Raw genomic sequence first — 25,962 nt, 5'->3', positions numbered from 1 at the left:
TTTTTTAAACCAGTATAAAGATATACATATTATTTATTAAGTTGGCGCATATTCTCTAATAATGTGAAAAACTTCGATTATTAACTTCGATTATTAACTTCGATTATTAACTTCTATTATTAACTTCGATTATCAACTTCGATTATTAACTTCTATTATTAACTTCGATTATCAACTTCGATTTATCAACTTCAATATTTTTAAGATCGGCATCTAAGGAGTACTAACAGTTTTCCAGTCTACTAATAACGTTTTTCCAGAGTTGAGAGTTTCATGAATAAGCAAAAAGCCATACTGATATTATTACTGCTCCCGCTCATTCTATTTATTCTGTTTCTCTATGGTCCTTTCTTATTAATGGAGTTACTTGACAGTTCCTGGTACTACTCCGAAGAAGTTGATATTGGGTCTTTTGATTACAATTCCGTACTTACGAAAGCGGAGAAAGCCGGTTATGAGGTAGAAGGTTCATGGCCCTGGCCAGGAAACTTTTCGGGCTTTGAGCCAGGAGATGTTCCTGAGGTCCGGGAAAGCTTCGGCAGTGCTGCTCTTGTGCAGAATATAAGGCTTAACTATAACGAGAACTCCGAGCTTATTGTCTTTGCATGTGAAAACGGAACTGAAGCAGGGGTCGGAACCTGTATTGCCGTCTCGAATTTTAGTCATTCCAATCCCCAGTCCTCCTTACAGCTATCGGAATTTCCTGATGACTCCTGGATGCTTGAAAAATTAGGGCTTCTCTTTGGCTCGGATGAGAAAGCTTCGGAAAAGTATCTTGAGGCTCTGAAGAAAGCTGCACAAAACCAGACATGGGACGCCGAAATACAGGTGAACGAGTCCCCGAATTTTCCGGCTGTATATGCCTATCTTACGGAAAGCAGTGATGATTCCAGTTACGACAATTATGTTTTGGGTTTTTATGGATACCCCAAAATAGGCTCGGATACGAAAGAAGTTTTTTTAAAGGACGGGAGCCAGGTTGGTTCAGTAAAATATTTTGTCCCAGAGGCAAAAGTAGTAACTTATGATAAGGGGAACAGGTACACAGGAAACAGGTACACAGGAAACAGGTACACAGGAAACAGGTACATAGTTGAACTCGATTCTTCAGGAAAGGTCAGGCTCGAAATCATAATGCATGTCGGAAGCGTTAGAGAATCGATACCTGAAAAGGAATATCGAGTGTTTTTCAGGGAGATGTTTGAAGAAATGGGACTTTCTCCTGAAGTAGTTTACAGCTTTGAATTTTTTCATACTTCTTTAATGATGTGAATTAATGAAATTTAAACAATTTCTTTATATCCTACTAATTGGAGTTTGTAAATAATTTGAAAAAGTATAAAAATGAGATAGGAAACAGGAGCTTTGAGAAAGAGATAACTAAACATATATAACATGCCCTATTAACTTATTATAGAAATGGATTAAGTATTTCCACAAAAACTTCAGGCTAATGACAGTATGATACGTAAAAAACTTCATCGCTATGCCATGTTGAAAAGATATGGCCAGATAATTGAGGTTCTCCAGAAATATGGGTTTGGATATGTTGTTGACAAGATAGGTTTGAGCAGTATCAGGGACTTAACCTATAAGTTTAATAAAAAAGATAAGGTGGACAGGCTCAATACTTCAGGCCCGGTTAGAGTACGTAAGATACTTGAGGAACTGGGTCCGACCTATATCAAACTGGGTCAATTACTGAGCATGAGGCATGACCTTGTACCTTTGAAATACGCTACAGAACTCGCAAAACTTCAAGATGATGCACCTTCTTTTGAGTTTGAAAAAGTTGAACTAATTATAAGAGAAGAACTCGGCCATTCTATTGAAGAACTGTTCGAGTACTTTGAAAAAAAACCACTAGCCTGTGCATCTATCGGGCAAGTACATCGGGCAAAGATAAAAAATGGCGATGAGGTTGTCGTAAAAGTCCAGCGTCCTGGCATAAGTGAAGTAATCGAATCTGATCTGGATATTATGTACAGTATTGCCAGACTTATTGATGAACATATGCCAGAAGCAAGATTATACAGACCAACAGAGATTGTTGACGAATTATCGCACAGTATTCTTGCAGAAATAGATTATACTCAGGAAGGCTGGAATGCAGATCGTTTTGCAGACAATTTCAGGGAGAATGGTCAGGTTCATATTCCACGGGTTTACTGGGACTATACAAACACACGTGTGTTGACGCTGGAATATATCAAAGGTATTAAAGGCAGCCATGTGGATTTACTGGACATGCAGGGCTTTGATAGGAGCAATATAGCTTCCGTAGTAGTAAAAGCTTTCATGCAGCAGGTATTTGAAGACGGTTTTTTCCATGCAGACCTGCATCCCGGAAACATCCTTATAATGGAAGACGGGACCGTAGCTTTTCTTGATTTTGGAATGGCAGGTCATCTTTCCTCGGAAGTATGCGATATATTTCTTGATGGCATGGTAGCTTTAGTTAATGGAGATAGTTCAGCGTTCATCGAATTACTCAGGGATATGGGTTCTCTAGACTCTTATGCAGACACAAGATCATTGAAAGTGGATGTTGAATCTTTTCGCTCCAAATACTATGGTAAGGCCCTGAAAAAGCTTGATGCTTCAATAATAATTGAAGAGTTAATAGGTATTTTAAGGGCCCATAAGGTTATGATGCCTCATAATATAGCCTTACTGGTAAGAGGTACAGTGGCTGTTGAAGGTTTTGGACTTATTATTGATCCGAATTTAAATTTTAGTGAACTTCTCGAACCTTATGTAAAAAATGAATTGAAAAAACGTTTTTATCCACAAAACCTGTCTCGTAAGGCCTATAGCAATATTTCAAGCTGGGCGCGTCTCTTTCGAAAAGCACCTACTAAAATCTCACATATACTGGATCACGCTGAAAATGGCTATTTGAAAATAAAGTTTGAATCTGAGGAAGGTAACAAGCTGGCGTCCGAGATTGACGTTGCAAGTAATCGGTTATCTATCAGTCTGATTATTTCTGCTATGATTGTCGCTTCCTCTCTGGTCATTCAGACACATATGAGACCTCTTGTTTGGGGTGTACCATTTCTTGGCACATTCAGCTTCGTTATTGCCAGCATCTTTGGACTATGGCTTGTATATAATATCTTCAGGACAGGCCGGGTATAACTTCACAAATGTATACTTTGCAGAAAAATAGATAGCATGAAAAATTATTAAATTGGAACTTTTACTGCAAAGTGGGTTTTATTGGGATTTGCTATTTTCTTTCTGCAGCGCTAGATCCAGAACTTTTTCGAATTCTTGCTTATCCCTGAGTCCAAGAATTCTGGCCGTGAACCTGTTCTTGCTAACGTTTCCATCCTCTTGCATATATACATATTCTCCGTTTTCAATACCTATGACCACAGATGAGTCAGGAATAGGGCCTACTCCGAAATACTCAATAAATTCAGGGCTTTGTTCTATATCTACGGACATAATCGTTGCTTTTCCTTCATATTTATTTGCCAGTTCCTGAAGGATAGGTTCCATCTTCTGGCAGGGCCCACACCATTCGGCGCCGATTTTTAAAAAGACCGGGCCTTTCTCAAGTGATGTATTTATCTGTCCAAGTTCAGTCGTATTGACAACAGAACCATTACCATGAGACTCCTGGGTAGGGCTTTGCTCAGTACAACCAGCTGTAAAAAGCGTACCTATAATTAGAATCGATAATAGAACTAATTGCTTCATAGCGATCACCTGTTACTGCATGATTAATGTTTTATTTTCTATAGATCTCCTGCAGTAATTTTCTATGGATTTCCGCAGTAAAACTGAAAGCAAATGTCTGAAAACAACAAATGACCATATTTATTGGTATTCAATGAACTAACTTCTGTGAGTTGATTTTCTTTAATTGTTGATTATTAATTGCTTGTTGCATTTTCCATTAGCTAGTTATCATACTTATAGGTGAAGTCAAAATAAATTTCAATAAGCTGATTTTGTGTATACTAAATTATTACTTGGAGCCTATTTAAAAAATTAATGATGGCATGTATCAGTTACAATAGTTTATAATATCGAATATCAGTTAATTTGTGTATATTTCCAACTATAAAAGTTACAATTATAATAATTTTTGATATGCACTAAAAAGCGCTAAGATCTATTCTTTATCCTTGTGTTTTTAACTTCAAACATGGTGATTTTTGATTTTTTGCTTTGATGTAGTTTCGTTTTTATAAATCGGGCTCTAATAACAGTCCAGGATAGTAGAAGAGCCACTTTTTTCCTGAGTTTAATGAATATAACCTGGCTGATTTAAGTTAATTAAAACAAAAATTTCATTTTTGATGTCGTTTTACATGTTTTTCTGTGAAAAAGAATGACTTTTTTTCAAAATTTCTGGGTATAGATTGGGAGAATAAATTAGGAGAAAATCAGGAAAAATTAGGAAAAATCTGGGAGAATAAATTTAGGAGAAAATCAGGAAGAAAAATTACGAGGAAATCAGGAAGAAAAATTACGAGGAAAAATTGGATGGGGTATTATGGTCTAGACCGTAATACCCCATCCTTGCTTCTTAACGCTTATACACTATGCGCAGGTGCATAACTGTTTCCAGGATATGACGGTACTACCGGCCTGGGCAGATCAATATCCAGGGCTTCTCTCAGGACCTCTTCAATGGTCTCTACAGGCACGAACTGAAGTTCGTTTCTGGCGTCCTCAGGCACATCTTCAAGGTCCCTTTCGTTTTCTTTTGGCAGGATTACCTTCTTTATACCTGCCCTGTGAGCTGCCAGGACTTTCTCTTTTATGCCTCCTACAGGCAGTACAGCACCGCTCAACGTTATTTCCCCTGTCATAGCAAGTTTGGGGTCAACAGCTTTTCCGGTTATCAGGGACGTAAGAGCGGTAAAGAGGGTTACGCCTGCTGACGGGCCGTCTTTCGGGGTTGCACCTGAAGGTACATGGATGTGAATATCACTTGAAGTAAAATCAAAGCTGTTTGCAGTATTTGCAAGCCGTGACCTGACAAGGCTCAAAGATATCTTTGCAGATTCTTTCATCACATCCCCAAGCTGGCCTGTGAGAGTGAGTTTTCCACTGCCTGGCATAAAAGTACCTTCTATGAAGAGAATATCTCCTCCCACAGGCGTCCATGCAAGTCCTGTAACCACGCCGGGTACATTCTCTTTTCTGGCCTCTTCCTGTCGGATTATCTCTTTTCCGATAATTTCTTTAAGCATGTCAGCCCTAACCACATAAGGAAGTTCAGCCTTGCCTGAAACAATCTTTTCGGACACAAACCTTGCGGTCTTAGCAAGCTGCTTTTTAAGCCCACGGACTCCGGCTTCGCGGGTGTATTTATCGATGATTACTTTCAGGGCTTCATCTTCAATTTTGAGTTTCTCCGCATCGAGACCGTGGTCTTCCAGTATGCAGGGCAGCAGGTGGTCTTTTGCAATTGCAAGTTTCTCATTCTTTGTATAACCTGAAATCTCAATAGTCTCCATTCTGTCGAGAAGCGGCCAGGGAATACTTGCCAGAGAGTTAGCTGTAGCTATGAACAGGACATCGGACAGGTCATATGGGATTTCCAGATAGTGGTCTGAGAACGTGCTGTTCTGTTCAGGGTCAAGGACTTCCAGAAGGGCACTTGCCGGATCTCCCGAATAGGAAGCTGAGAGCTTATCGACCTCATCAAGAATAAATACAGGATTTTTCGTGCCTGCTTTTCTCATACCCTGAATAATCCTTCCGGGCAGAGCACCGATGTAGGTTCGCCTGTGTCCCCGAATTTCGGCTTCGTCTTTGACGCCTCCGAGGCTGATACGGACATATTTTCTGCCCAGAGCATCGGCAATACTTTTTCCAAGGCTTGTTTTACCGGTTCCTGGCGGTCCTATCAGGAGCAGAATTGAGCCCTGCTTCTCATGTTTCAATTTCATGACTGCCAGGTGCTGAATTATTCTCTCTTTGACTTTCTCCAGCCCATTGTGATTGTTCTCAAGCACCTGACGGGCTTCGGCAATATCTATGCTCTTTTTCTCCTCGGTTATCCAGGGAAGATCAAGCAAAATGTCAAGATAATTCCTTATAACATGGGCTTCAGGATTATGACTTCCTCCGGTTTCGAGTTTCTTCAATTCTGAAAATGCCTTCTTTTTTACTTCCTCAGGCATAGTTGAGTTTTCAATTTTCTCCCTGTACGCAGCATCGCCTGAAGCCGATTCATCTCCTTCGTTGAGTTCTTCCTGAATCACTTTCAGTTGCTCACGAAGCATTGCCTCTCTGTTCGACTTGCTTATTTTGTCAGTAACTTTTTTTGCCATTTCGATCTGTAGATTGATGTTTTCTTTATGCTTTGTCAGGATATGAAAGAACAGAAGATACCTCTCACGAACCGAGGCGAGCTCAAGGAGTCTCTGCTTTTCGGCAAGTTTCACAGGTATGTACGGCATGACAAATCCCATTATCTGGTCAATGGAGTTCATCTTATCGATTGACTTGGTAAACTGTTCGGAGCCCTGGAACCTGTTGCTGATCTCGTGAATGGTCCCTTTTATACTCGCCATCAATTCGGTCTCATCGTCCTCATCGAAATCCGGCAGATCTTGGACAGGCCTGTAAGTTGTGTAGAACAGCCCATCTTTCCGATAGAGAGAAATTGCCTCTACCCTTTCGATAGCCTTTGCAACAACGAGATATCCGTTATCAGCAGGCTGTACATGTGTAATTTTAAGCAAATTTCCGGTTCTATACAGGCTCTCTTCTGATAGGTCTGAAACCTCTATACCGCTCTTTACCGTTAGCCCGATAGCATTAATGAACTCGGAATTTTTCATTTCATTAAATAGTGTTTCGCCGGTAACTTTGTCAGCCATGAGTTTTGTCCGGCTTTGAGGGTAAACCACAATCTCAAAAAGGGGTATAACCAGTATCTCTCTGTTATCGTCAGCTTGTTGTGAATACATTGTCATCGTCTCAATTATCATCTCAAGTATTTAGTTTAATTTAACCTAACTATTTTTGCAAACAAAAAAATTACCTTACTTTTCTAAGGATTTCTATAAGTTTATCGAGTTCTTTCTCATTCAGTGAGTTCGCCATTCTTTCAATAACCTTCAATAAAGCGGTCTCTTCGGCACGGGCTAACATTTGCCCTTTTTCTGTCAGACGAATGTAAAAAATTCTGCCATCATCCTGACACTTCTCCCTGTATACACACTCCATTTTGATGAATTTATTAATCATCTCGGTGATGGTAGGCTTTGAATTGCTGGTAATTCTGGCAAGCTTACTGAATGTTACCTCCCCACATTCGTCAATGACTTTCAGGTATCCAATCTGCTTGAGAGTAATATCCGATAGTCCGCATTCAGAGAAGATCTGACAGGAGCATTCGCTTCTGATTTTGATCAGGTTTTCAAAAACTATAAACAAACGCTCTTTTTTCTCCATCATATCTCGATCTGTTCTGTTAGTTAGTCTTTTCCTAATTAAATAGTTTTTGGTGGGATAACCTCTGTCAGGGATTGCAAAGTTAACGTATTTTCATCCATACTGCAAGAAATGCATGGGAGGTAATTTTTTAAAATCAAACAAATTCAAAAGATTTAACTACCTCACACTTTGATTTAGTTCAGGAAAGATTAGCTGGATGATTGGTGGATAAAATGGCCCGTATATTTGTATCTTCTACGTTTAAGGATCTGGAAGAATGCCGTGAGAAGGTAATGCACAATCTGAGGCGAATGGGTCATGAAAATATAGCAATGGAAGATTTTGTTGCCGAGGATAAAATACCTGTCGATAAATGTCTAGAAGACGTTGCTTCTTGTGAGCTATACGTCGGTATTTTTGCATGGAGATATGGTTATACACCTTATGGATACGACAAATCCATTACAGAACTTGAGTATCGAAAAGCAGTAGAAGCAGGAAAAGAATGCTTAATATTTTTGCTCCATGAAGATGCACTATGGCCATCAAAATTTGTAGATATAGGAAAAGATGGAGAAAAAATAAGAGCTTTAAGAAATGAGCTATACACCAAATGTATATTTAGCTCTTTTAAATCTGCTGATGAACTTGCCAGTTTAGTAGGAGCCGCTGTTTATAAATGGGAAACCAAGAGTCGAACTTCAATTCCGGAAGAAAAGATAATTGCTGAGCTTGATCTAAAACAGTACAGAGAAGCTGTTTCTAAAAGATATGGTAATCTTGATCTAGATGCTCTCACACCATCTACAAAAGAAGATTATCTGAGGATCAAGCTCAGCAGTGTGTTTGTAGAGCAAAGTGTAAGAGAAAATCCTCCACCGGTTGAGCTTCCAAAAGAAATTTGGAAGAAAATGCATGAAGAATGGGATCCTGAAAAAGAATGTCTTCCCGATGGTCTGACTGCTGAAGATGTTAAGCGCGCAAAAGAGTCATACTATTCAAAGGAACCAAAAGCTGTACTTGATGTCATAAGTGATGAAAGAAACAAATATATCGTAATTCTTGGGGATCCTGGCTCTGGCAAGTCCACGCTTACAAAATATATTATTTTATCAGCTTTACAACTCAATAACGATGAAAAACTTTCACCGCTTTTCAATTCTCATCTTCCCCTCAGAATTGAACTCAGGGAATTTACAGGCTTGTCTGTGGAAAAAGAGTGTAAGACTTTTCTTGATTATTTTCAGCACCTTGCTGATACCGAAGGTTACAGTTTAACAAAAGGGGAAGTTGATAACTACCTTAAAAAAGACGGAAAAGCAATAATAATTTTTGACGGATTGGATGAAATTTTTGATCCAAAAGAATGGGAACGAATAAACCATATGATTGTAGGATTTACACTTGACTACCCAAAAGTCAAGGTAATTGTAACTTCAAGGATCGTGGGTTATAAACGTAAAATCCTTGATGATGGTGGTTTTGTTCACTTTACACTTCAGGACTTTGAAGAAAAACAGATAGAAACATTTCTTGACAGGTGGTATCCTTTAGTTGTTGATGAAAAAGAAATCAAAAATAGAAAGTTAAGGATTACCAGAGCTCTTAAAAATTCCCCTTCAATAAGACAACTTGCCGGAAATCCTCTCCTGTTGACAATTCTGGCGATAATAGGCAAGCACCAGGAACTTCCTAGAGAGAGGTGGAAACTTTACGATCATGCTGCAAGCGTCCTTGTAGAAAATTGGGAAGTTAACAAACACCTGAATAGAAGCTCTGTAGATATGGATTTCATTGGAGAGGATGACAAAAAAGAACTTCTGATGAAAATCGCCTATAAAATGCAGTCCGGTCCTGAAGGACTCGCTGGTAATTTCATTCACAGAAAAACTCTTCAGCAAGAAATTGAAATTTATCTCCAGAACCGCTATCAAAAAAATCCATCTGAAGCAAAATTAATAGCAGAATCAATTATTGACCAGTTAAGGAAAGTAAATTTCATTCTCTGTCTTTACGGAGCCGATTTTTACGGATTCATCCACCGCACTTTCCTTGAATATTTCTGTGCAATGGATATTGTTCAGAAATTTGACAACCGGGAACTTGATCCGGAAACACTCAAATCAAATTATTTTGAAAAATACTGGGAAGATCCCACATGGCATGAAGTCCTGAGCCTTGTATGCGGAATGAAAGAAAAATTTGCCGGTGAAATTATCGAATGTCTGATGCAAGCATACAATCCCCAATGGTTTGGCAACAGACCTCCCTTGAATATTTCTTTAGCAGTCAAATGTTTGAGCGAACTTCGAAATCCTAATGCAATTGGAGGAACTGCAAAGAAACTCCTTGAAAGAGTACTCAAATTGTTTGAAATGGTACATTGGACGCAGGATATAAAAGAGTTTTTGGCAGAAGAAATTGTTCCTACATCAAAAACAATAGGTGAAAAATGGCCTTATAGAGATATAATCATTGATCAATTTAAGCAGTCTAGAATTTACATGGACTACTTCAAAGTTCCCAGTTTTTTTGTTGCTCCAAATTTAAATTTTGAACTAAATGATTCATGGGCAGAATTTGTCTCTGAAATAGGTTCGAATTCTGAATTATTTTATGAAGCTTTATTAAGTAAAATAACAAATAGAGACGATTCTAGATTATTGGCTGTTTTGGCAATTGGAAAATATATTCCAAAAAATAAACAAACATTTTTGCTTTTATTAGACATTTCTACTAAAGATCAAAATCATACAATTAGATTTGCTACCATTCAGGAGCTTGCTAGTGGTTGGCATGATGATCCTAGAACACTCAATGTTATAAAAGATAGGATAATGAACGATGATGACCCTTCAGTCAGGAGTGTTTCTATCCATGAACTTGCACATGGTTGGTATAATGATCCTGAAACACTAAAGATTATTAAATATCGGGCAATGTATGATAAAGAAGATTTTGTAAGGAGTATTGCCACCCAAGAACTTGCCCGTGGTTGGCATGATGATCCTGAAACACTAAAGGTTATCAAGCAGTTTGCTACAACCGATAAAGGAAGTTTTTCACGGAGTGCTGCTATTAAGGAGCTTGCTAGTGGTTGGCATAATGATCCAGATACTCTCAAGATCATAAAATGCGCCATTAAAGAAAAAGATAGTTCTTTACGGAGTACTGCTATTAAGGAGCTTGCTAATGGTTGGCATAACGATTCTGATACACTCAAGGTTATAAAATGCGCCATGAAAGATAAAGATAAATTATTCAGGATGGCTACTTTACAGGAACTTGCCCGCGGTTGGCATAACGATCCTGAAACCTTAGATATTATCAAAAACCTTGTGATGAATGATGAAGAGTCATGCGTGAGGGAAAAAGCTATTCATGAAATTGCTTATGGTTGGCATGAGGATTCAGAAATTCTTAGTATTGTTGAAAGTTGGATTATGAATAATAATGATGATGTTAGAAAAGCTGCTGTTTATGAACTTGCTCGTAACTGGCGCGATTATCCTAAAACCCTCCACATTATCAAAGAGTGCATAATCAATGACAGATATAGTGATGTTAGATTTGTTGCAATTCAGGAGCTATCTTTTGGCTGGCATAATTATCCTGAAACTTTAAAAATTATCAAAGATAGGGCAATTAATGATGAAAATTATGTTGTCAGGATGAGTGCTATTGAAGAACTTGCTCGTGGCTGGCATGACGATCCTGAAACCTTGAATGTTCTCAAAGATTGTGCAGTCAACGATAAAACTAATTTTGTCAGATATGCCGCTATTAAAGAATTAGTTCTTGGTTGGGGTGATAATCCTGAAGCTTTTAATTTTATCAAGGATCGAGTTATAAATGATGAAAATAGTTTTGTAAGAAGGATCACTTTAAATGAAGTTGTTTTTGGTTGTTATAAACATTCTGAAACCATTAACCTTGTCAAAAAACATGTAAATGCTGATAAGAGTCCAGAAGTAAGGATGAGTGCTATTGAAGAACTTGCTCGTAGTTGGCATGACGATCCTGAAACAATCAATATTATCAAAGATCGTGCAATGAATGATGAGGATAATGATGTCAGACAGTCTGCAGTTCAGGAACTGAAAAAATGGTGGAGTGAAGAGGCAGAAGAGAAAATAGAAGAGAATGTTTTATCTGAAACTATAACAGATCCTTCAATTTCTGAAAATGCAAATGTAAAAAATGTTAGTGAAGACTTTTCTGGGGATGTAAAATCTGAAAATATTGAAGTTGATTATGTTCAAACTTCTTTGGATTCCACTGATTGTGATGAAAATACGGAAGTAACTAAAAACATCGAAAAAAAGTAATCGAACTATAATTTTTTAGACTCTCTTTTGTGCCCTTCTTTTTGCTGGATTTTTAACTTATGATTTATTGCAACCTCCAGTCACCAAAATCAACTGATGAAAATCTGTATTTTCTGATTCTCATAATCTAATAGAGGTGATACGATTTAGAACTCAATTTCTTTTCCGTTAATCAATAAACTCTTGATTACGGCATTTCCGTACTTGTCAACGATAATTTTTGCAGTAACTTCTGTTTTCTCGGTCCTTTGTGCCTTTTCTATCTCCATTCCCTTGCCTTCGGGAACAAAATAACTTTCAATGCCGTAGTCGACCCGAAGCTCCTTAATGGTTTCTTCTTCTGTTGTAATACCTGATTCGTCTGTTTCCCAGTCGTATATAACATCTTTTACCTTACCTTTGATGTAAAGTCCATCTTCGGGTGGAGTAGTGTATATTTTTTTAGGTACCCCGCAACCGTTTTTTAATTCCAGTGCCAGATATACTGGCTCGTCGCTATAAAAGTAAGAGTCTTCAGATGGAATCTTTTCCATATCCAAAGTACTGATTTCGTAATTAAGGGTCACGTAGTCTCCCCTGAAAAGATCTCTTGGGTCTACTGGTAAGGTTTTGAGCAGAACCTCAGTGCCGGTTCTGAGAGTATACTCCTTATAAACGATAAAGCCTGAGAAAATCAGGAGCCAGAAAACTATGGTAAGGTAAAGGATTTTCTTCTGGTTCATTCGTAGTCTCTCCCTGCTTCTGAAAGGTTCGTTGGTCGACAGCTTCTGGCTCTAAGACCGCAGTTTTTCATTGTCCCACTCCTGCAAACTGAGCTTTTAATTCTCTTCTTTTCCTTTCCAGTACTATACTTATAGTCAGCAGGACAAGCCCACCAATCATGAAAAAGAACGATCTTGGAAGAAGGTCCCAAAAAAAATCAAAATATCTTGCAATAATCAAGGGTATAAACCAGAACATTGCAGTATTAACTATCCCGATGTCTTCTGTGCTATACCCTGCATATAGGAGAAGAATCAGAAGCCCGAGGAAAACAAGATTAAAAAAGCCTACATAGGCTTCTTCTGACACGGGGGTGTATTGGGTTATCAAAGTAAATCCCGCCATTAAAAACGAGATTACACCCATGCTCATATCTGTCTGAAAACATGTAAGCTTTGATCGAAGTGATTTAGAAAGAAGGCCTGCCAGAAAAAGGATTCCCAGGAAAACATAAACTACCGGAACAATTTCTTCATTTTTTGATTCCCATAACCCGAAAGTGTACATGAACAGTGCAAGGAGTACAGCTTGCAGTCCCATGAACTTAAAAATTGGTGCAACGTATTTCGCTTTTGCTGATAACTCATGAAAAGTTCCTGTAAAATAAAGGGCAATGCCTGAGATAAGATAGAGGTCCAGGAAATTTATCAATTCACCGAAACTATTTCTTTCGCTGTACAGAAGGCCTATCCATATGTAAAAAAGTAAAGAACAAAGCCCGGCAACCGCAGTAGACCTGTAACCGTATATAAGGGGAAAAACTCCAAAAAGCCATATCAAGACAAGGGTGCTATTGTTAGCGTTGATATTGTAAATCTGGGCAATTAAGAAGAGGCTTGCTCCAAAAAACAGAGCTGAGAGGAAAAGCAGAGCAGAACCCAGCCTTGGATATTTCTGGTTTTCATATTTCAAGCGATAACCGGTGTAATGTATGCTTAGAGTGCTTCCTGCAAGCAGCAGAATCTTTACGGCATCTCCGATTTTCTCCCAGTTGGAAGCTACAAAGAGTATGGCACCAATCCCGATTAAAATCGCCCCTATGGTTGAGAAGGCAATAATTTGTTTTTTTGACCTGTGTTCCGTTTTATATTCCTCAATGTCCGCCCTCATTTTCTCAGCCTGGGCGTGATTAATTGTGCCTTCGTCCAGCCATTTTTGGATCAGATCCTGGTCAAACATGTACTAATTCTATTAATGTAACTATATAAATAATTTTAGATCGCATATAAAATAATTTTTTCCTTTGTCTGAAGCTTACCAGATTAAATTACTCTATTATGTAATGCAGCATCTAATATTCTGAAATTCTTCAAGACTTTGAACCGGCAGAAACACCAATAAGTCATGTGCCCAAAAAGCAAATCTGGAAAAGCGGACATGCAGTAGAAATATGTTACAACAAAAAGAAAGGATGTAAAGGGAATTGAGAAATTATTGAGAAATTATTGAGAAATTATTGAGAAATTATTGAGAAATTATTAAGAAATGTAAATGAGGAAACGTGCACCTTTCTTTTTCAGACACTTTTCTCTGTTCTGCATTAACGGTATGGAGGTTTAAAACGAAACAAAGTAGAGAGGAAGGTTCATTCTTCTCCTACTTAAATTCAGGAGATTCATAATCCTTTACGCTCATCATGTAATAAAGTCGGAAAGTAATACAGGACATCCACAGGACATCCGCATAAAGTTTGTCTTTAAAAGGTAAACTCTTTATAGGTTAAAAATAAAATAATTTATAATGTTACAGGCCGTCAGAAAACCCAAGTCTATCTCAGTTCTGTTTTTTCTTATAACACTTATTGCTTTTTCCATTTTTCCATCCCCTGCCTCCGGGCTCACCGAGGTGGAGGTAAGTCCAGTTAACACACCTCAGGGTGCGGTCGTACTGATCGTAGATGGCCTGAGTGCACCTTTTATCTATCCGGAACTTACACCGCATGCACTCGATGGCACTCCTCTTGAGAAAGCCAAACTTAAAAATCTCCCTATAATCAGTAAAGAAAGTGCCAAAATTCTGGAACTTCGTGCCCCTCAAACTTTTACCGAAGGAGGACATTCGGTCCTTGTCACGGGAAATCCGGGTGCAGACAGTGAACTTGTAAGCTTTAAAGATGCCACTGTTTTCGATATGCTACACAAGGAAGGTTATCTCTGTATTGCAGTTATGGAAAGAGGGGACTCCTGGTCGATTCGTGCCGAGCAGGATGTCATTCTCAGGGATGAAAATAACTCAATAAGTAATATGAAAATTGTCCTTGAGCAACCCGAACCTTCTTCTGACAGCTCGGAAGTGCCGGAAGGACTTTTACAGGTTATGAAAAAGGCAGCTAATAAAGCACCCGGATACATCAAATCCAAAGAGACCCGTGAAAAGTACAGCGGATACAACCGATGGGGAGTCGAAGCTGCATACAGTATTGTTGAATATATGGCAAAAAACAGACCGGAGCAAAAATACCTGCTCACTATCAATGTAGGTGCTGTAGATTCAAGCGGGCACCACCGGGATAATTATGGGTATGTAGACTGCATCGAATGTCTCGATACCGATATTTCCTCACTTAATGAACTCTGCAAGAAAAATGACCTTGCTTTTTTACTGACAGCAGACCATGGAATGGGTTTTTCCAAAGACGATTCCAAAGGTGGGCACCAGTCCGAAAAATTTATGGTAACTGATGAAGCACAACTAATTCCCCTTATAGTGCATGCCCAGGGCGTTGAAAGCGGAATTCTCAGGGGAAAGCACGGCCAGGAAGATTTTGCCCCTACATTGCTTGGAATTCTTGATATTCCGGACCGCCCAAGGTTTGCAGAAGGAAAACAGATCCTTCTGACAGGCCATGTAAACCTGAAGGTGGAACTCCCTGAAAAAGGTTCTATAGAACTCAGGAAGAATGTAAATGGAAAGGACGGGGACGTAAAAGAAGGAAACGTGAAGGAAGGAAATACTGTAACTTCCCTGCAACATGATGACGAGTTTCTCTTCCTGGGGCTTGAGCCGGAAAGTAGCTATACGGTCAGGGCTGCTCTTGATTCCGGAAACAGCCTTGAAGAGCAGGAAAAAAAGCTCACTCTTGAAACCGACTCGGTGTTGGAATTCACTGAAAAAGGGCAGAAAATCGAAGAAAGTAATGAAAATAATCCGGAATCAGTATCAGGTTCGGGAAAAAATTCTACTGCCAGTTTCTTGAAAAAGGAATCGGGAACATCCAGTTCGAGCTTAACGCGTCTTATAGGATATCTTGTGATAGGACTGGTAAATCTTGCCGGAATTGTAATTATTGCAAAGATCCTGAAAAAAAGCTGAATAGACATTTACCATGCTTTTTTCCTACTTTTTTCTACGTTTTCGCTCAAGCCTTTTTTCAAAAGGCTTGGTCAACATTTCCAAGGGCTTCCTTAAAAGTGACATCGACATTTTCCACATGAGCAAACGTGGGCCCTTTCCTGAGTTCACTTATATAGAGCTCTACAGCTTCAGGTCTGCCTTCTGCAATGATAAAAACCCTGCCGTCTCTTAAATTCTTGGGGTTAGACTCTACGCCCAGACGCTCGGCAGCATTTCTTGCAAATCTTCGGAAACCCACGCCTTGTACCCTTCCTGATACAAGGATTTCCGCACGCACAGTTTCTTCAGAGGTCACAAATGGCTATTTTGAATAACCATAATTTATAGTTATGGTTAGTTCTGGTAGGGAATTTGGTGGGAAGTGTTTTTTGGGATATAGGAAAAGTTTGACTAATAAACAAGAAGAATAAGGAAATTCGCTGTCCATTTTTAAAACGATGTTTGAATCTGTTAGAGTTACAGTAAAGAAACTATTTTTAACCAAGTGTAGAGTCTCTGGGTAAGTTGTATGGATTCAAAAGAAGTTTTCGGTGTAGATATGCTTCATTGCTTGCAGCAGAGTGCGCTAGTGAAGCTTTGATTATCTGTTCTGAAATAAATTTCTAAGAGATTTTAGAATACTATCTGTAATAACCTTGTATGCTTCAAAGGTTATGTTAAAGATCCGGCTCTTGTGCACTAACTTGATTCGAGTGTTTGACTGAAAAAAATGGGTTGAAAGAGGGATACTGTTTTTAATAGTTGGTTAAGTTGGGGGTTGGGGTTTTTAGGGATTTTTAGGTGTGATGGTGGGTGTAAAGATTCCTGCAGACTGAGCTAAAATTGTCTTTTATATTTCCTTCTTTTTATACACATATTAAGATATATGACTAAATCAAATCATAACGTATCTGACGATTGAAATCAGGGAAGAGTTTCCAATACGTTTTTTGCCAAAAAATACATCTCTATCTGAATTTTTTAGAAATTTTTATCTATAGTAAATATAATATAACTTCTCTCAAACAACTTTCATGCTAAAAGTTTAAAAATAAATATATAGTATTTTTATAAATATGGTTGGATAAAGAATTAACAATTGATAGGCATTAGAGATTTGCCTAGAATCAATTTATGTCAATTCTATAAGATAACAGGATAAGCTGAACAGATTTAATAGGAAATATTAGTGCCATGTTTTAAAGCAGGGTTGAGGAATTATGACTGCTTCTAACTTTCTGGATAAGGATGAAATGGAGATCCAGCTGCGAAAACGGATCGCTGAACTGGAAAAGTCCAATCAAGACTTATGTGCGGAGAACATAGCACTAAGTCAGGAGATCACCAAATGCAAGCAAGCTGAAGAGGCGCTAAAAGAGATCAAGGAAAAGTATCGCAGGATCGTCACTGCTACTAACTATGGTTTCTGGTGGATCAATCCAGATCTCATTATCACAGAGGCAAGCGAATCCATAGCAAAATTACTCGGCTACTGCGTCGATGAGCTTATAGGTAGGTCAGGCTATGACTTCGTTAACAAAGATTGGCTAGCTCACGCCTCAAAAGAGTGGGAAGAACTCAAGGCTGGAAAGCCGATCAGCTGTGACTTTAAGATGAGACGTAAGGACGGCAGCGACGTTTGGGTGAGACTGAGCAGCTCGCCGATCATGGACAAGCATGGTCGGTTCGTCAGCAACCTGATCGTGTTCACAGACATTACCGAACAGAAACAGGCAGAAGAGAAGCTACGAGAAAGCGAGGCACGACAGGCATTCCTGCTTAAGCTTAGCGACGCTTTAAGAAAGTTAAGTAACTCGGATGAGATACAGTCCACAGCCTCGCGCATCCTTGGCGAGCAGATTCATGCAGATCGCGTCCCATATGCTCGCGTTATAGATGAACAAGAAGTAGTCATTACCGGGGACTATGTAAACGGCGTACCCTCAATTGCCTGTACTTTACATGCCTCAGATTTCAGCCAAATGACAATAGATGCCTATAAAGAAGGTAAGTGGGTTATCTTTTCCGATGTATCAACCGACCCTAGATTTACACAAGCTGAACGTGAAGCCTACAAATCTATTAATATTGCATCCAACGCCAGCCTCGGCTTGGTTAAAAATGGCAAATGGGTAGCAGCCTTTGGAGTGCATAGTGCTAAGCCCCGAGTATGGACAGAATTTGAACTTAATCTCATAGCTGAAACTTCTGAACGAATATGGGCGGCCATTGAACGCGCCCGTATTGAAGAAGCGCTAACAAAAGCATATGATACTTTGGAAGAAAAAGTCAAAGAACGTACAGCAGAGCTAGAAGAGGCTTACAATTGTTTGAAGGAAAGTCAAGAAAGTCTTGCTGAAGCTCAAGAAATTGCTCATCTCGGAAGTTGGGACTGGGATATTGTAACTAACAAAGTATGCTGGTCTAATGAAACATATCGTATTTTCGGTCTTAATCCTCAAGAATTAGAGGCGACTTTCGATTTATATTTCAGTCGTGTACATCCGGATGATCGAGACTCCATATATAGTGCTGTTGAAAAAGCTTTAAACGGAGAATCCTATAGTATTGATTATAGAATCATTTTACCAAGTGGAGAGCGCACAGTCCATTCATATGGAAAAGTAATTTTTGATGAAGAAAAAAACACTCCTGTTCGGATGAGTGGAACAACTCAGGATATTACGGACCGTAAAAAAGCAGAAGAAATGCTAAAAGAGAGCAAGAGCAAACTGAAGACTCTTTTTGAGTTGTTGCCTGTTGGAGTTTCCATTGTCGATAGAGAAATAAATATTCTAGATGTAAATCTTGCCCTAGAAAACATTGTGGGTCTTTCGAGATCAGATTTACTCAAAGGAAAACATACAACTCGAATATATGTCAAACCAGATGGTACGGAAATGTCGGTTAAGGAATTTCCTAGTGTAAGGGCTTTGGGAGAGAAAGGTTCTATTCAAAACTCGGAGATAGGGATAATCAAGGAAGATGGCAGTACTATCTGGACGGATGTGAGTGCAACTGCTATACCTTATTACAATGATCAAGTAGTCATTGTAATAAGAGACATCACAGAGCGTAAAATGGCAGAAGAATCTATGAGGAGGCTAGAAATTGCCCGTAAACAAGAAGTCCATCACCGAATTAAAAATAATCTTCAGGTAATTTCCTCCCTGCTTGATCTTCAGGCAGAAAAGTTCGGTAACAGAGAATTCATAATGAATTTAGAAGTTATGGAAGCTTTTAGGGAAAGCCAGAACAGAGTAGTATCCATGGCTCTTATCCATGAGAAACTATACAAAAGTGAAGAGCTCGACACACTTAACTTTTCGCTGTACATTGAGGAACTCGCTGAAAATCTCTTCCAGACATACAGGCTTAGAAATTCAAACATTAGCTTAAATCTGGATCTGGAAGAAAATATTTTCTTTGATATGGATTATGCGGTTCCATTAGGCATCATTATTAATGAGCTCGTTTCAAATTCCTTCAAGTACGCATTTCCCGACAAAAATGAAGGGAAAATTCGAATCGAACTCCATAGAGACGAAAACGAAGAATACGAAAAGGAAGGCTGTAAGAATACAAGTTTTACCCTGACTGTTTCAGACAATGGTGTAGGCATTTCTGAAAACCTTGATATTGAAGAGGTTGATAGCCTTGGGCTTCAGCTGGTAACTTCCCTTGTAGAACAATTAGATGGTGAATTTGAACTGGAAAGGAACAAGGGGACGAAATTCAATATAAGATTCACTGTAAAAGAAAAAAATAATCAAGTATTAACTCTACAAGAATGAGTTTAATAATGCTTATAACTCGTTCAGTCAGTATAATGTGGTAGATCCACTTATTATTGAAGTTAGCGCGTATACGAGACTAAGGCGGAACCAAGCATAGCTTATGTACTTTCACATAATTTACCATGCCCATACACCTAGAAGCCATGTATAAAGCCAGGGATATCGCTCGCAACCAAATGGACCAATATATCCCTGACGGCTCCACAGTGCAATTAAAACGAGTAAAATGAATATTTTAAGCTTGTAGCCTTTTCTTTTTTAAACCCTTCAACCATGTTTTTCTCGATGTGATAAATTTGTCACATCGACGTTAAGATTCAGGTCTTCGGGATAATTGTGGAAGGCTAGCGCAGTCGAGTAGTAAGAGGATACTTGCTAAACTAAATGTACTTTTTGTCTAAAGATATAGCTATATAGTATATATGCAAAAAGTATCTATCAGGTATTATCTGTTTTTAAATAAAAGGGTATCCAATACCCCCGAACAGCTACAACACATATGCCGCAGGCCTCTCTTCCCTGCAGCTAACAAGATCTATTTTGACATATCCACTTTTTATAATAATGGCATTTGCAATTATAGAAATCTCAACGCTATTTCTGGCAATTATAATAGCTGTTGTATTATAATGTAATTCTTAAAAATGGTACTCAACTTGCTATGAATGCTGTACTTGGAATTTTAGTCTTAGCTGCAGCAAAGTTTTTATTTGGGATTAAAATCGCAATAACATTATTAACTGTGTTGATTTGCGCAATTGGAGGTATTTTTGGAGCACTTTTAATTATCATATTGAACTATCTTGGAATAGCTTTTGTATAACTAATAAAAGACTTATGCAATATTTCCCGTATTAAGGTAGTCTGGTGTAAGATATCCATACGCTACGTACATAGTTTGTATTTGGTTTTCGGGATATTAGGAATAAATGGTGGATAAATATTACCAGGCTCACAAGCCATAGGCTACTTTTTTGGCTCTGTAGAAAACCTCTTTCGTAGAACTTGTCAAGAACTTTTAATTGAGTCTTTTCAACGTCGAATTTCTAAGCTTATCTGCTTACAGGTAAGTGAGTGTACATAAAAACAAAAAATTAGAGCGAAAAGCGAATGTGTTAGTATTCTGGAAAATATCAACTGATTATTGAGGGACAACCCCAATTACTTTCTAAACAGAAAATAACTTTGTTCAATAGTTAAAAATAAATTGCGAAAATCAATAGTTCTTCGGTTTTCAGTTAAACAGCAACCAAAAATAAACTGTTTAAACGTTAATCTTTATCAGAATTTATAGTATTAGGCAATTGATAGGTCAAGAGAAGATGGACAAACCAAATTCGAAACTTTAACTTTATTACGAGAGTAATTCCAATACTTATAAAACTTCAACTCTCTTAATACCAAGCATGAAGGGGATTATTTTTATCGATGAAGGCAGCCTTCCCACACCTGAAGGTATCACACGGGGGAGTGGGTAAAGGCAGCAGCTGAAAATCGAAATGAAGATGAAAAACTTTTTTCTGTAGTAAGGGAGGCTTTCCAGAGGAAAATCGATGTGGGAATACATGTGCCCACTTATCCTCAGTTTAGAGATATGATAGGGCAGTTTCTGGATATCATCAAGGATGAAAAGAACTGTTCTGAGCCTTATGTACTGAAAGAGGAAAATGCAAAGATTCTTGAGCTGGAAATAATTGACGAGATTGCAAAACAATACAAAGAAAAGACAGGAAAGACTCTTGAAGTCAGGGTTTGTGTCGCAGGCCCGACAGATCTCTATCTTCAGGCTTTCGGGGCAACTGATTATGTGGACGCTTATAATATCCTTGCACTGGATATTGAGAAATTCATTAAACAGGCGTTTAAAAGACTCAGTACCAAAACCTAGTGATGAATTTAAATTTCAAAACCACTAGGTTTTGTAATTAGTCATAATCCTTGTGACATAACTTAAAAATTGAAGTCTTTAGATGTCGAATATTGATTTTGATGATAACTGGACTCTTCTTGCTAACTCAGGTCTTCAATTAAAAAATACGAAAATCACTGGATTTTGGAACAGAGTCGTTTAAAACAGCAAAAAATTTTAAAATTAAAGTTATAGCTCTGGACGAAATCAGCCTGGGATTAAATGATAAGATTCAGTTTTCTGACTCTGATATCATATCGGCTCTTACGGTTGCCTCTACTTATGCTCGGCAACAGGGAGCAGATATGGAAATTCATCTGTATTCTCCTTTGAAGTATAGACTTATATGCGAGACCCCTATCAATGTCATTGGATTTGAATATGCGGGAACTCCTTCCTATCTTGATCTTCTGGACAGAAAAGTACTGGAGGATTCAAATACTTATGTAGGAGTTGGAATCTCAAGAACTGACATTTTCAGTCTTATAAGCATTATCAATGAAAGGTATAGAGTTAATGCCTGGAAGGAAAAAGAATATCTGCAAAAAATCGTAACTGAGCTGGAGACTCCAGACGTCATAAAAAAGAGACTTGAAATGGCTTTTTCCATTCTTGGGGATCGCATAAAGTATGCAAATCCAGACTGCGGGCTGGCGTTCTGGCCGGATCAGGACCTTGCTTTCAAGCTGCTTGAGAATACGGCAAAAGCCATTAATGAATTTAATGCAGAAAGGAAGATGTAAATAAATTAGACTAAGAAGAGATTATACGTGAATTATAACGATTTTACATAATAAGATTTAGCAAAAATAGGAATGAAAAACTTAAAAAATATGAGTGATCAGTCAATCAGAAAGAACTTAACATTACTGAACTAACAATTCAAACATTACTGAACTAACAATTCAAACATTACTGAACTAGCAATGGAAAAAACATAGCATGAATTCGTTTGAAAGCCATAGGAGAAAGAAAGATGTTATACAGAAAAGTGCCTAAGAATGAAGACGAACTTTCAGTATTGGGATTCGGGTGCATGCGTCTTCCTATCAAAGAAGATGGGATTATAGATGAAAAAAGAGCCACAAAACAGGTGCGTTATGCAATCGACCACGGAGTAAATTACATTGATACAGCCTGGCCGTATCATATGGGAGAAAGCGAGCCTTTCCTTGGCCGTGCCCTTGCGGACGGATATCGAGAAAAGGTTAAACTTGCTACAAAGCTTCCATCCTGGCTCATAAAAAGTCGAGAAGATATGGATAGTTTCCTCAATGCTCAGTTAGAGAGACTCAACACGGACCATATTGATTATTATCTGGTCCATGGTCTTGCAGGAGAAGTGTGGGATATACTTGAGCCTCTTGGTGTGACTGATTTCCTTGATAAGGCAAAAGCCGATGGACGTATTGTCAATGCAGGTTTTTCTTTCCATGGCTCAATTGAGGATTTCAAACGGATTGTAGATGCATATCCCTGGACTTTCTGCCAGATTCAGTATAATTTCATGGATGAGAAGCACCAGGCAGGAACAGAAGGGCTTAAATATGCGGCTTCAAAGAGCCTGGGTATTATTATCATGGAGCCTCTGCTCGGAGGTAATCTGGCCAATCGAGTGCCCTCTGAAGTTAAAGAAATCTGGAACGAAGCATCCGTAAAACGTACACCAGCAGAATGGGCACTTCGCTGGATTTGGAACCATCCGGAAGTCACAACCGTGCTTTCAGGCATGAATGAGGAAGCCCAAATAGAGGAGAACTTGAAAACAGCAGATGAAGCCTATCCTAACTCATTGACTGAAGCCGAACTGCAGCTTGTTAACAGAGTTGAGCAAAAGTACCGTCAGCTCATAAAAATTGGCTGTACTGGCTGCCAGTATTGCATGCCCTGTCCTTCAGGAGTAAACATCCCTGAATGTTTTGATATTTATAACAACTTGCACATGTTTGGCAATGTGGATGGATCCAAATTCGCATATGCTATGCGGATGAGCGGAGCATTCACGGACAGTGAGCCTGGAGGATTTGCTTCTCTATGTACTGAGTGCGGTCAATGTATGGAGAAATGTCCCCAGAGTCTGAAAATCCCTGACCTGCTAAAAGCTGTGGCAGAAGAACTTGAAGGGACTGACTTTGAGCAAAGATTGGCCATGATAAGGCAGTCTTTAAGGAAAACTAAGCCACAAAACAATATACAGGACTAATCATACTAAATAGTCACAACACTTTTCAGATATCCCCAAGAAGCTGTCTTAAGAGGATCTCAAGTTATTTTTGAGGGGCCTAATACTCTGAATAATTTTTCATTTATTATAAATTAGTTTCTATTTAAGGTTTCGAAAATCGCCATTAAGAAAGTATTTATGAGATAGAATATTATGACGGATAAAGTACAGAAAAACAAAGTACAGAAAAACAAAAAGATAAGTTTGATTTTTCTAGCTATTTTAAGTATTTTTATCTCTGTCTATGTTGCAGGAAACTATTATGTAGGTTTACGTTTTTTTCAATCATTAACCAATCTCATCGAACCTCACTCTTTGCTTTACTGGACCTGCTATTCACTTCTTGCAACATCATTTTTTGCATCCAGGTTAGGAAAGAGATTTTATCCTGGATATGTTAATGATTTAATCTCTGTAGCGGGCGATTACTGGCTGGCTGCTATTTACTATTCTTTTTTGATGTGGATAGTTATGGATATTCTTCATCACTTAACTAATCTCATATTTCCAACGACACAGATTATTCAATACCCATCATTTTACTGGGGTTTTTTAGTTTTATCCCTGGTTTTTCTTCTTTTAATATATGGAACCTGGAATGCAAACAATCCACAAGTTGTGCATTATGATATTACCATTAAAAAAAGAGTACAAAATTTATCAGAAATTCATGCTGTTATGGTATCCGACATACACCTTGGGCTGGTAGTTGATAATGATCGTCTTGATGCAATGGTTAGTAGAATCAACGAGCTTGATCCAGACATTGTGATTCTTGCCGGGGATATCATAGATGAGGATGTAAGATTCTTTGCTAATAATAAAATGCCGGAAATACTGAAAAAACTAAGATCCAGGTACGGTGTGTATGCAGTTCTTGGAAACCATGAATATATTGGCGGCAATAGTGAGCTGGCCATTGAATATTTGCAGCAGGCTGGGATTAATGTGCTGGTTGATCAGTGCATGAAAATAAACAATCAATTTTATATAATTGGCCGAGATGATCGCACGGCTGGTCGTATGTTCGGAAAAGCACGTCTTGAGCTATCTAGCCTTATAGAAGAAATCGACAACAATCTCCCGATTATTCTGTTAGATCACCAACCTGTTAATCTAGAGGAGGGACAGCGAAATGGAGTTGATTTGCAATTGTCTGGGCATACTCATAACGGACAATTTTTCCCCAATAATTTGATTGCCAAGCATATATTTGAAAACAGTTGGGGCTATTTGAGAAAAGGAGAATATCAGATAGTTGTCTCCTCTGGATTCGGCACATGGGGTCCACCAATAAGGATTGGAAGTAACTCTGAAATCACAGATCTAACTATTTATTTCGAAAAATAGATATTTACTCTCTTAAAACAGATGTTTTACTTTCTTATGACTTATGCAGTTGAATGAAAACTAATATGATTGAACTCCTTAACTGACTAAAAGATGTCTTTTATCATGGCGTTTGTTGTACTTAATTTTGCATCTCAAACGCTTAGATCCTATTTTATGAGTAGCTCATTCAAAAACTAGCTTATACTCGGAGATTGATAAAAGTTTCAGAACTATTTACCTTGATGAAAAACTCATTGATTATTTTTAATTCCAGATTAGGAGATGCAATTTTGAGTTATAGGATAGGCTCTCTAAGAATGGAAAAGCTAATTTCAATAATTGAGTAAAAAAGTCGCTCGCAATTATAATATATGGTCTCTTTGTTTGAGCCGATAGTGGAGATAAGTATTCTAAGTGAACTAATCAAAATTCTGATCGAGAAATTAGTTTGTTTTCTTTTCAATTCGTTACTATTCAGGTAGCCTTTTTAGGGCTACACAATTTTTCCTCTTTTCGAGGAAAAATTGGATTTACAATGAGTTATTTCTATCTTTGATGAAACGTGAAGAGATTCTTGCTCTGTGTACTTCAAATCCTGAAGTTATTGCAACTTACATTGAGAGTCTTGAATCTCAAATAAAACAGCTTAGTGAAAAATTGCAAGTTTTAGAATCTCGCTTAAATCAAAATAGCAGAAACAGCAGTAAACCTCCTTCTACTGATTTTTTTGTCAAAGGAAAACCTAATCCCAAGAGTCTCCGTAAAAAGAGCGAAAAGAACCCTGGAGGTCAAGAAGGTCATCCAGGAACAACTCTTAAAATGGTTGATAATCCTGATTAGGTAATAGAGCATTCTTTGAACTGCTGC

The 25,962-nt window shown here is 38.3% G+C and carries 15 protein-coding genes and 3 pseudogenes; 12 read left to right on the top strand and 6 right to left on the bottom strand.

The window, feature by feature from the left end; genetic code table 11:
- Positions 1–273: 273 nt before the first annotated feature.
- Complete coding sequence (locus tag ASJ81_RS21165) at positions 274–1,272, top strand: hypothetical protein (RefSeq protein WP_245860418.1); 999 nt, start codon at positions 274–276, stop codon at positions 1,270–1,272.
- A 189-nt stretch (positions 1,273–1,461) separates the two neighbouring features.
- Positions 1,462–3,141, top strand: a complete 1,680-nt coding sequence (locus ASJ81_RS21160; RefSeq protein WP_095646092.1) for an ABC1 kinase family protein — start codon at positions 1,462–1,464, stop codon at positions 3,139–3,141.
- A gap of 78 nt (positions 3,142–3,219) precedes the next feature.
- Here ASJ81_RS21160 and ASJ81_RS21155 read toward each other — a convergent pair whose 3' ends face one another.
- Positions 3,220–3,708: a thioredoxin family protein gene (locus ASJ81_RS21155; protein ID WP_095646091.1), complete on the bottom strand. Its 489-nt coding sequence runs from the start codon at positions 3,706–3,708 to the stop codon at positions 3,220–3,222.
- A gap of 627 nt (positions 3,709–4,335) precedes the next feature.
- Between ASJ81_RS21155 and ASJ81_RS21150 the strand changes: the two genes are divergently transcribed.
- Complete coding sequence (locus tag ASJ81_RS21150) at positions 4,336–4,575, top strand: hypothetical protein (RefSeq protein ID WP_095646090.1); 240 nt, start codon at positions 4,336–4,338, stop codon at positions 4,573–4,575.
- Here ASJ81_RS21150 and lon read toward each other — a convergent pair.
- A complete protein-coding gene (gene lon, locus ASJ81_RS21145; RefSeq protein ID WP_095646089.1) occupies positions 4,551–6,941 on the bottom strand; it encodes an endopeptidase La in 2,391 nt (796 codons plus the stop codon). The two genes, ASJ81_RS21150 and lon, sit on opposite strands and share 25 nt — an antisense overlap.
- Before the next feature lie 70 nt (positions 6,942–7,011).
- Entirely contained in the window at positions 7,012–7,431 is a 420-nt protein-coding gene (locus tag ASJ81_RS21140; protein WP_095646088.1) for a MarR family winged helix-turn-helix transcriptional regulator, read from the bottom strand.
- Positions 7,432–7,643: 212 nt separating this feature from the next.
- On the opposite strand from ASJ81_RS21140, the gene ASJ81_RS21135 reads away from it, so the two are divergent.
- Positions 7,644–11,738, top strand: a complete 4,095-nt coding sequence (locus ASJ81_RS21135) for a HEAT repeat domain-containing protein (RefSeq protein ID WP_095646087.1) — start codon at positions 7,644–7,646, stop codon at positions 11,736–11,738.
- A gap of 146 nt (positions 11,739–11,884) precedes the next feature.
- Here ASJ81_RS21135 and ASJ81_RS21130 read toward each other — a convergent pair whose 3' ends face one another.
- The gene (locus ASJ81_RS21130) at positions 11,885–12,460 is read right to left on the bottom strand and encodes a GDYXXLXY domain-containing protein (RefSeq protein WP_095646086.1); all 576 of its coding nucleotides are present in this window, start codon (positions 12,458–12,460) and stop codon (positions 11,885–11,887) included.
- A 67-nt stretch (positions 12,461–12,527) separates the two neighbouring features.
- A complete protein-coding gene (locus tag ASJ81_RS21125; RefSeq protein WP_095646085.1) occupies positions 12,528–13,679 on the bottom strand; it encodes a DUF2157 domain-containing protein in 1,152 nt (383 codons plus the stop codon).
- 666 nt (positions 13,680–14,345) lie between these two features.
- Here ASJ81_RS21125 and ASJ81_RS21120 point away from each other — a divergent pair.
- A complete protein-coding gene (locus ASJ81_RS21120; RefSeq protein ID WP_245860417.1) occupies positions 14,346–15,812 on the top strand; it encodes a sulfatase-like hydrolase/transferase in 1,467 nt (488 codons plus the stop codon).
- 58 nt (positions 15,813–15,870) lie between these two features.
- On the opposite strand, the gene ASJ81_RS21115 is transcribed toward ASJ81_RS21120, so the two are convergent.
- Positions 15,871–16,149, bottom strand: a complete 279-nt coding sequence (locus ASJ81_RS21115) for an acylphosphatase (protein WP_095646083.1) — start codon at positions 16,147–16,149, stop codon at positions 15,871–15,873.
- Between the two features lie 904 nt (positions 16,150–17,053).
- Here ASJ81_RS21115 and ASJ81_RS21110 point away from each other — a divergent pair.
- From ASJ81_RS21110 to ASJ81_RS21080, 7 genes and pseudogenes are all read left to right on the top strand, one after another.
- Positions 17,054–19,627, top strand: coding sequence for a PAS domain S-box protein (locus ASJ81_RS21110; RefSeq protein WP_095646082.1), 2,574 nt, complete (start codon positions 17,054–17,056; stop codon positions 19,625–19,627).
- Positions 19,628–20,291: 664 nt separating this feature from the next.
- Positions 20,292–20,453, top strand: a complete 162-nt coding sequence (locus ASJ81_RS24115; RefSeq protein WP_245860415.1) for a pro-sigmaK processing inhibitor BofA family protein — start codon at positions 20,292–20,294, stop codon at positions 20,451–20,453.
- 583 nt (positions 20,454–21,036) lie between these two features.
- Positions 21,037–21,494, top strand: a pseudogene (locus ASJ81_RS21100) (methionine synthase); the annotation flags it as partial.
- A 206-nt stretch (positions 21,495–21,700) separates the two neighbouring features.
- Positions 21,701–22,282: pseudogene (locus ASJ81_RS21095) on the top strand (methionine synthase); the annotation flags it as partial.
- Positions 22,283–22,515: 233 nt separating this feature from the next.
- Entirely contained in the window at positions 22,516–23,742 is a 1,227-nt protein-coding gene (locus ASJ81_RS21090; RefSeq protein WP_095646081.1) for an aldo/keto reductase, read from the top strand.
- Positions 23,743–23,916: 174 nt separating this feature from the next.
- The gene (locus tag ASJ81_RS21085; protein ID WP_095646080.1) at positions 23,917–25,113 is read left to right on the top strand and encodes a metallophosphoesterase; all 1,197 of its coding nucleotides are present in this window, start codon (positions 23,917–23,919) and stop codon (positions 25,111–25,113) included.
- Positions 25,114–25,647: 534 nt separating this feature from the next.
- Positions 25,648–25,932, top strand: a pseudogene (locus ASJ81_RS21080) (DUF6444 domain-containing protein); the annotation flags it as partial.
- Positions 25,933–25,962: the final 30 nt, after the last annotated feature.

The sequence above is a fragment of the Methanosarcina spelaei genome (assembly GCF_002287235.1).
Taxonomy (GTDB): Archaea; Halobacteriota; Methanosarcinia; order Methanosarcinales; family Methanosarcinaceae; genus Methanosarcina; species Methanosarcina spelaei.
This window is presented reverse-complemented; position numbering and strand designations above follow the sequence as displayed.

Coding starts and splice junctions, on each gene's coding strand:
- ASJ81_RS21165 (WP_245860418.1), top strand. CDS start 274: ATGAATAAGCAAAAAGCCATACTGATATTATTACTGCTCCCGCTCATT.
- ASJ81_RS21160 (WP_095646092.1), top strand. CDS start 1,462: ATGATACGTAAAAAACTTCATCGCTATGCCATGTTGAAAAGATATGGC.
- ASJ81_RS21155 (WP_095646091.1), bottom strand. CDS start 3,708: ATGAAGCAATTAGTTCTATTATCGATTCTAATTATAGGTACGCTTTTT.
- lon (WP_095646089.1), bottom strand. CDS start 6,941: ATGTATTCACAACAAGCTGACGATAACAGAGAGATACTGGTTATACCC.
- ASJ81_RS21140 (WP_095646088.1), bottom strand. CDS start 7,431: ATGATGGAGAAAAAAGAGCGTTTGTTTATAGTTTTTGAAAACCTGATC.
- ASJ81_RS21135 (WP_095646087.1), top strand. CDS start 7,644: ATGGCCCGTATATTTGTATCTTCTACGTTTAAGGATCTGGAAGAATGC.
- ASJ81_RS21130 (WP_095646086.1), bottom strand. CDS start 12,460: ATGAACCAGAAGAAAATCCTTTACCTTACCATAGTTTTCTGGCTCCTG.
- ASJ81_RS21125 (WP_095646085.1), bottom strand. CDS start 13,679: ATGTTTGACCAGGATCTGATCCAAAAATGGCTGGACGAAGGCACAATT.
- ASJ81_RS21110 (WP_095646082.1), top strand. CDS start 17,054: ATGACTGCTTCTAACTTTCTGGATAAGGATGAAATGGAGATCCAGCTG.
- ASJ81_RS24115 (WP_245860415.1), top strand. CDS start 20,292: ATGAATGCTGTACTTGGAATTTTAGTCTTAGCTGCAGCAAAGTTTTTA.
- ASJ81_RS21090 (WP_095646081.1), top strand. CDS start 22,516: ATGTTATACAGAAAAGTGCCTAAGAATGAAGACGAACTTTCAGTATTG.
- ASJ81_RS21085 (WP_095646080.1), top strand. CDS start 23,917: ATGACGGATAAAGTACAGAAAAACAAAGTACAGAAAAACAAAAAGATA.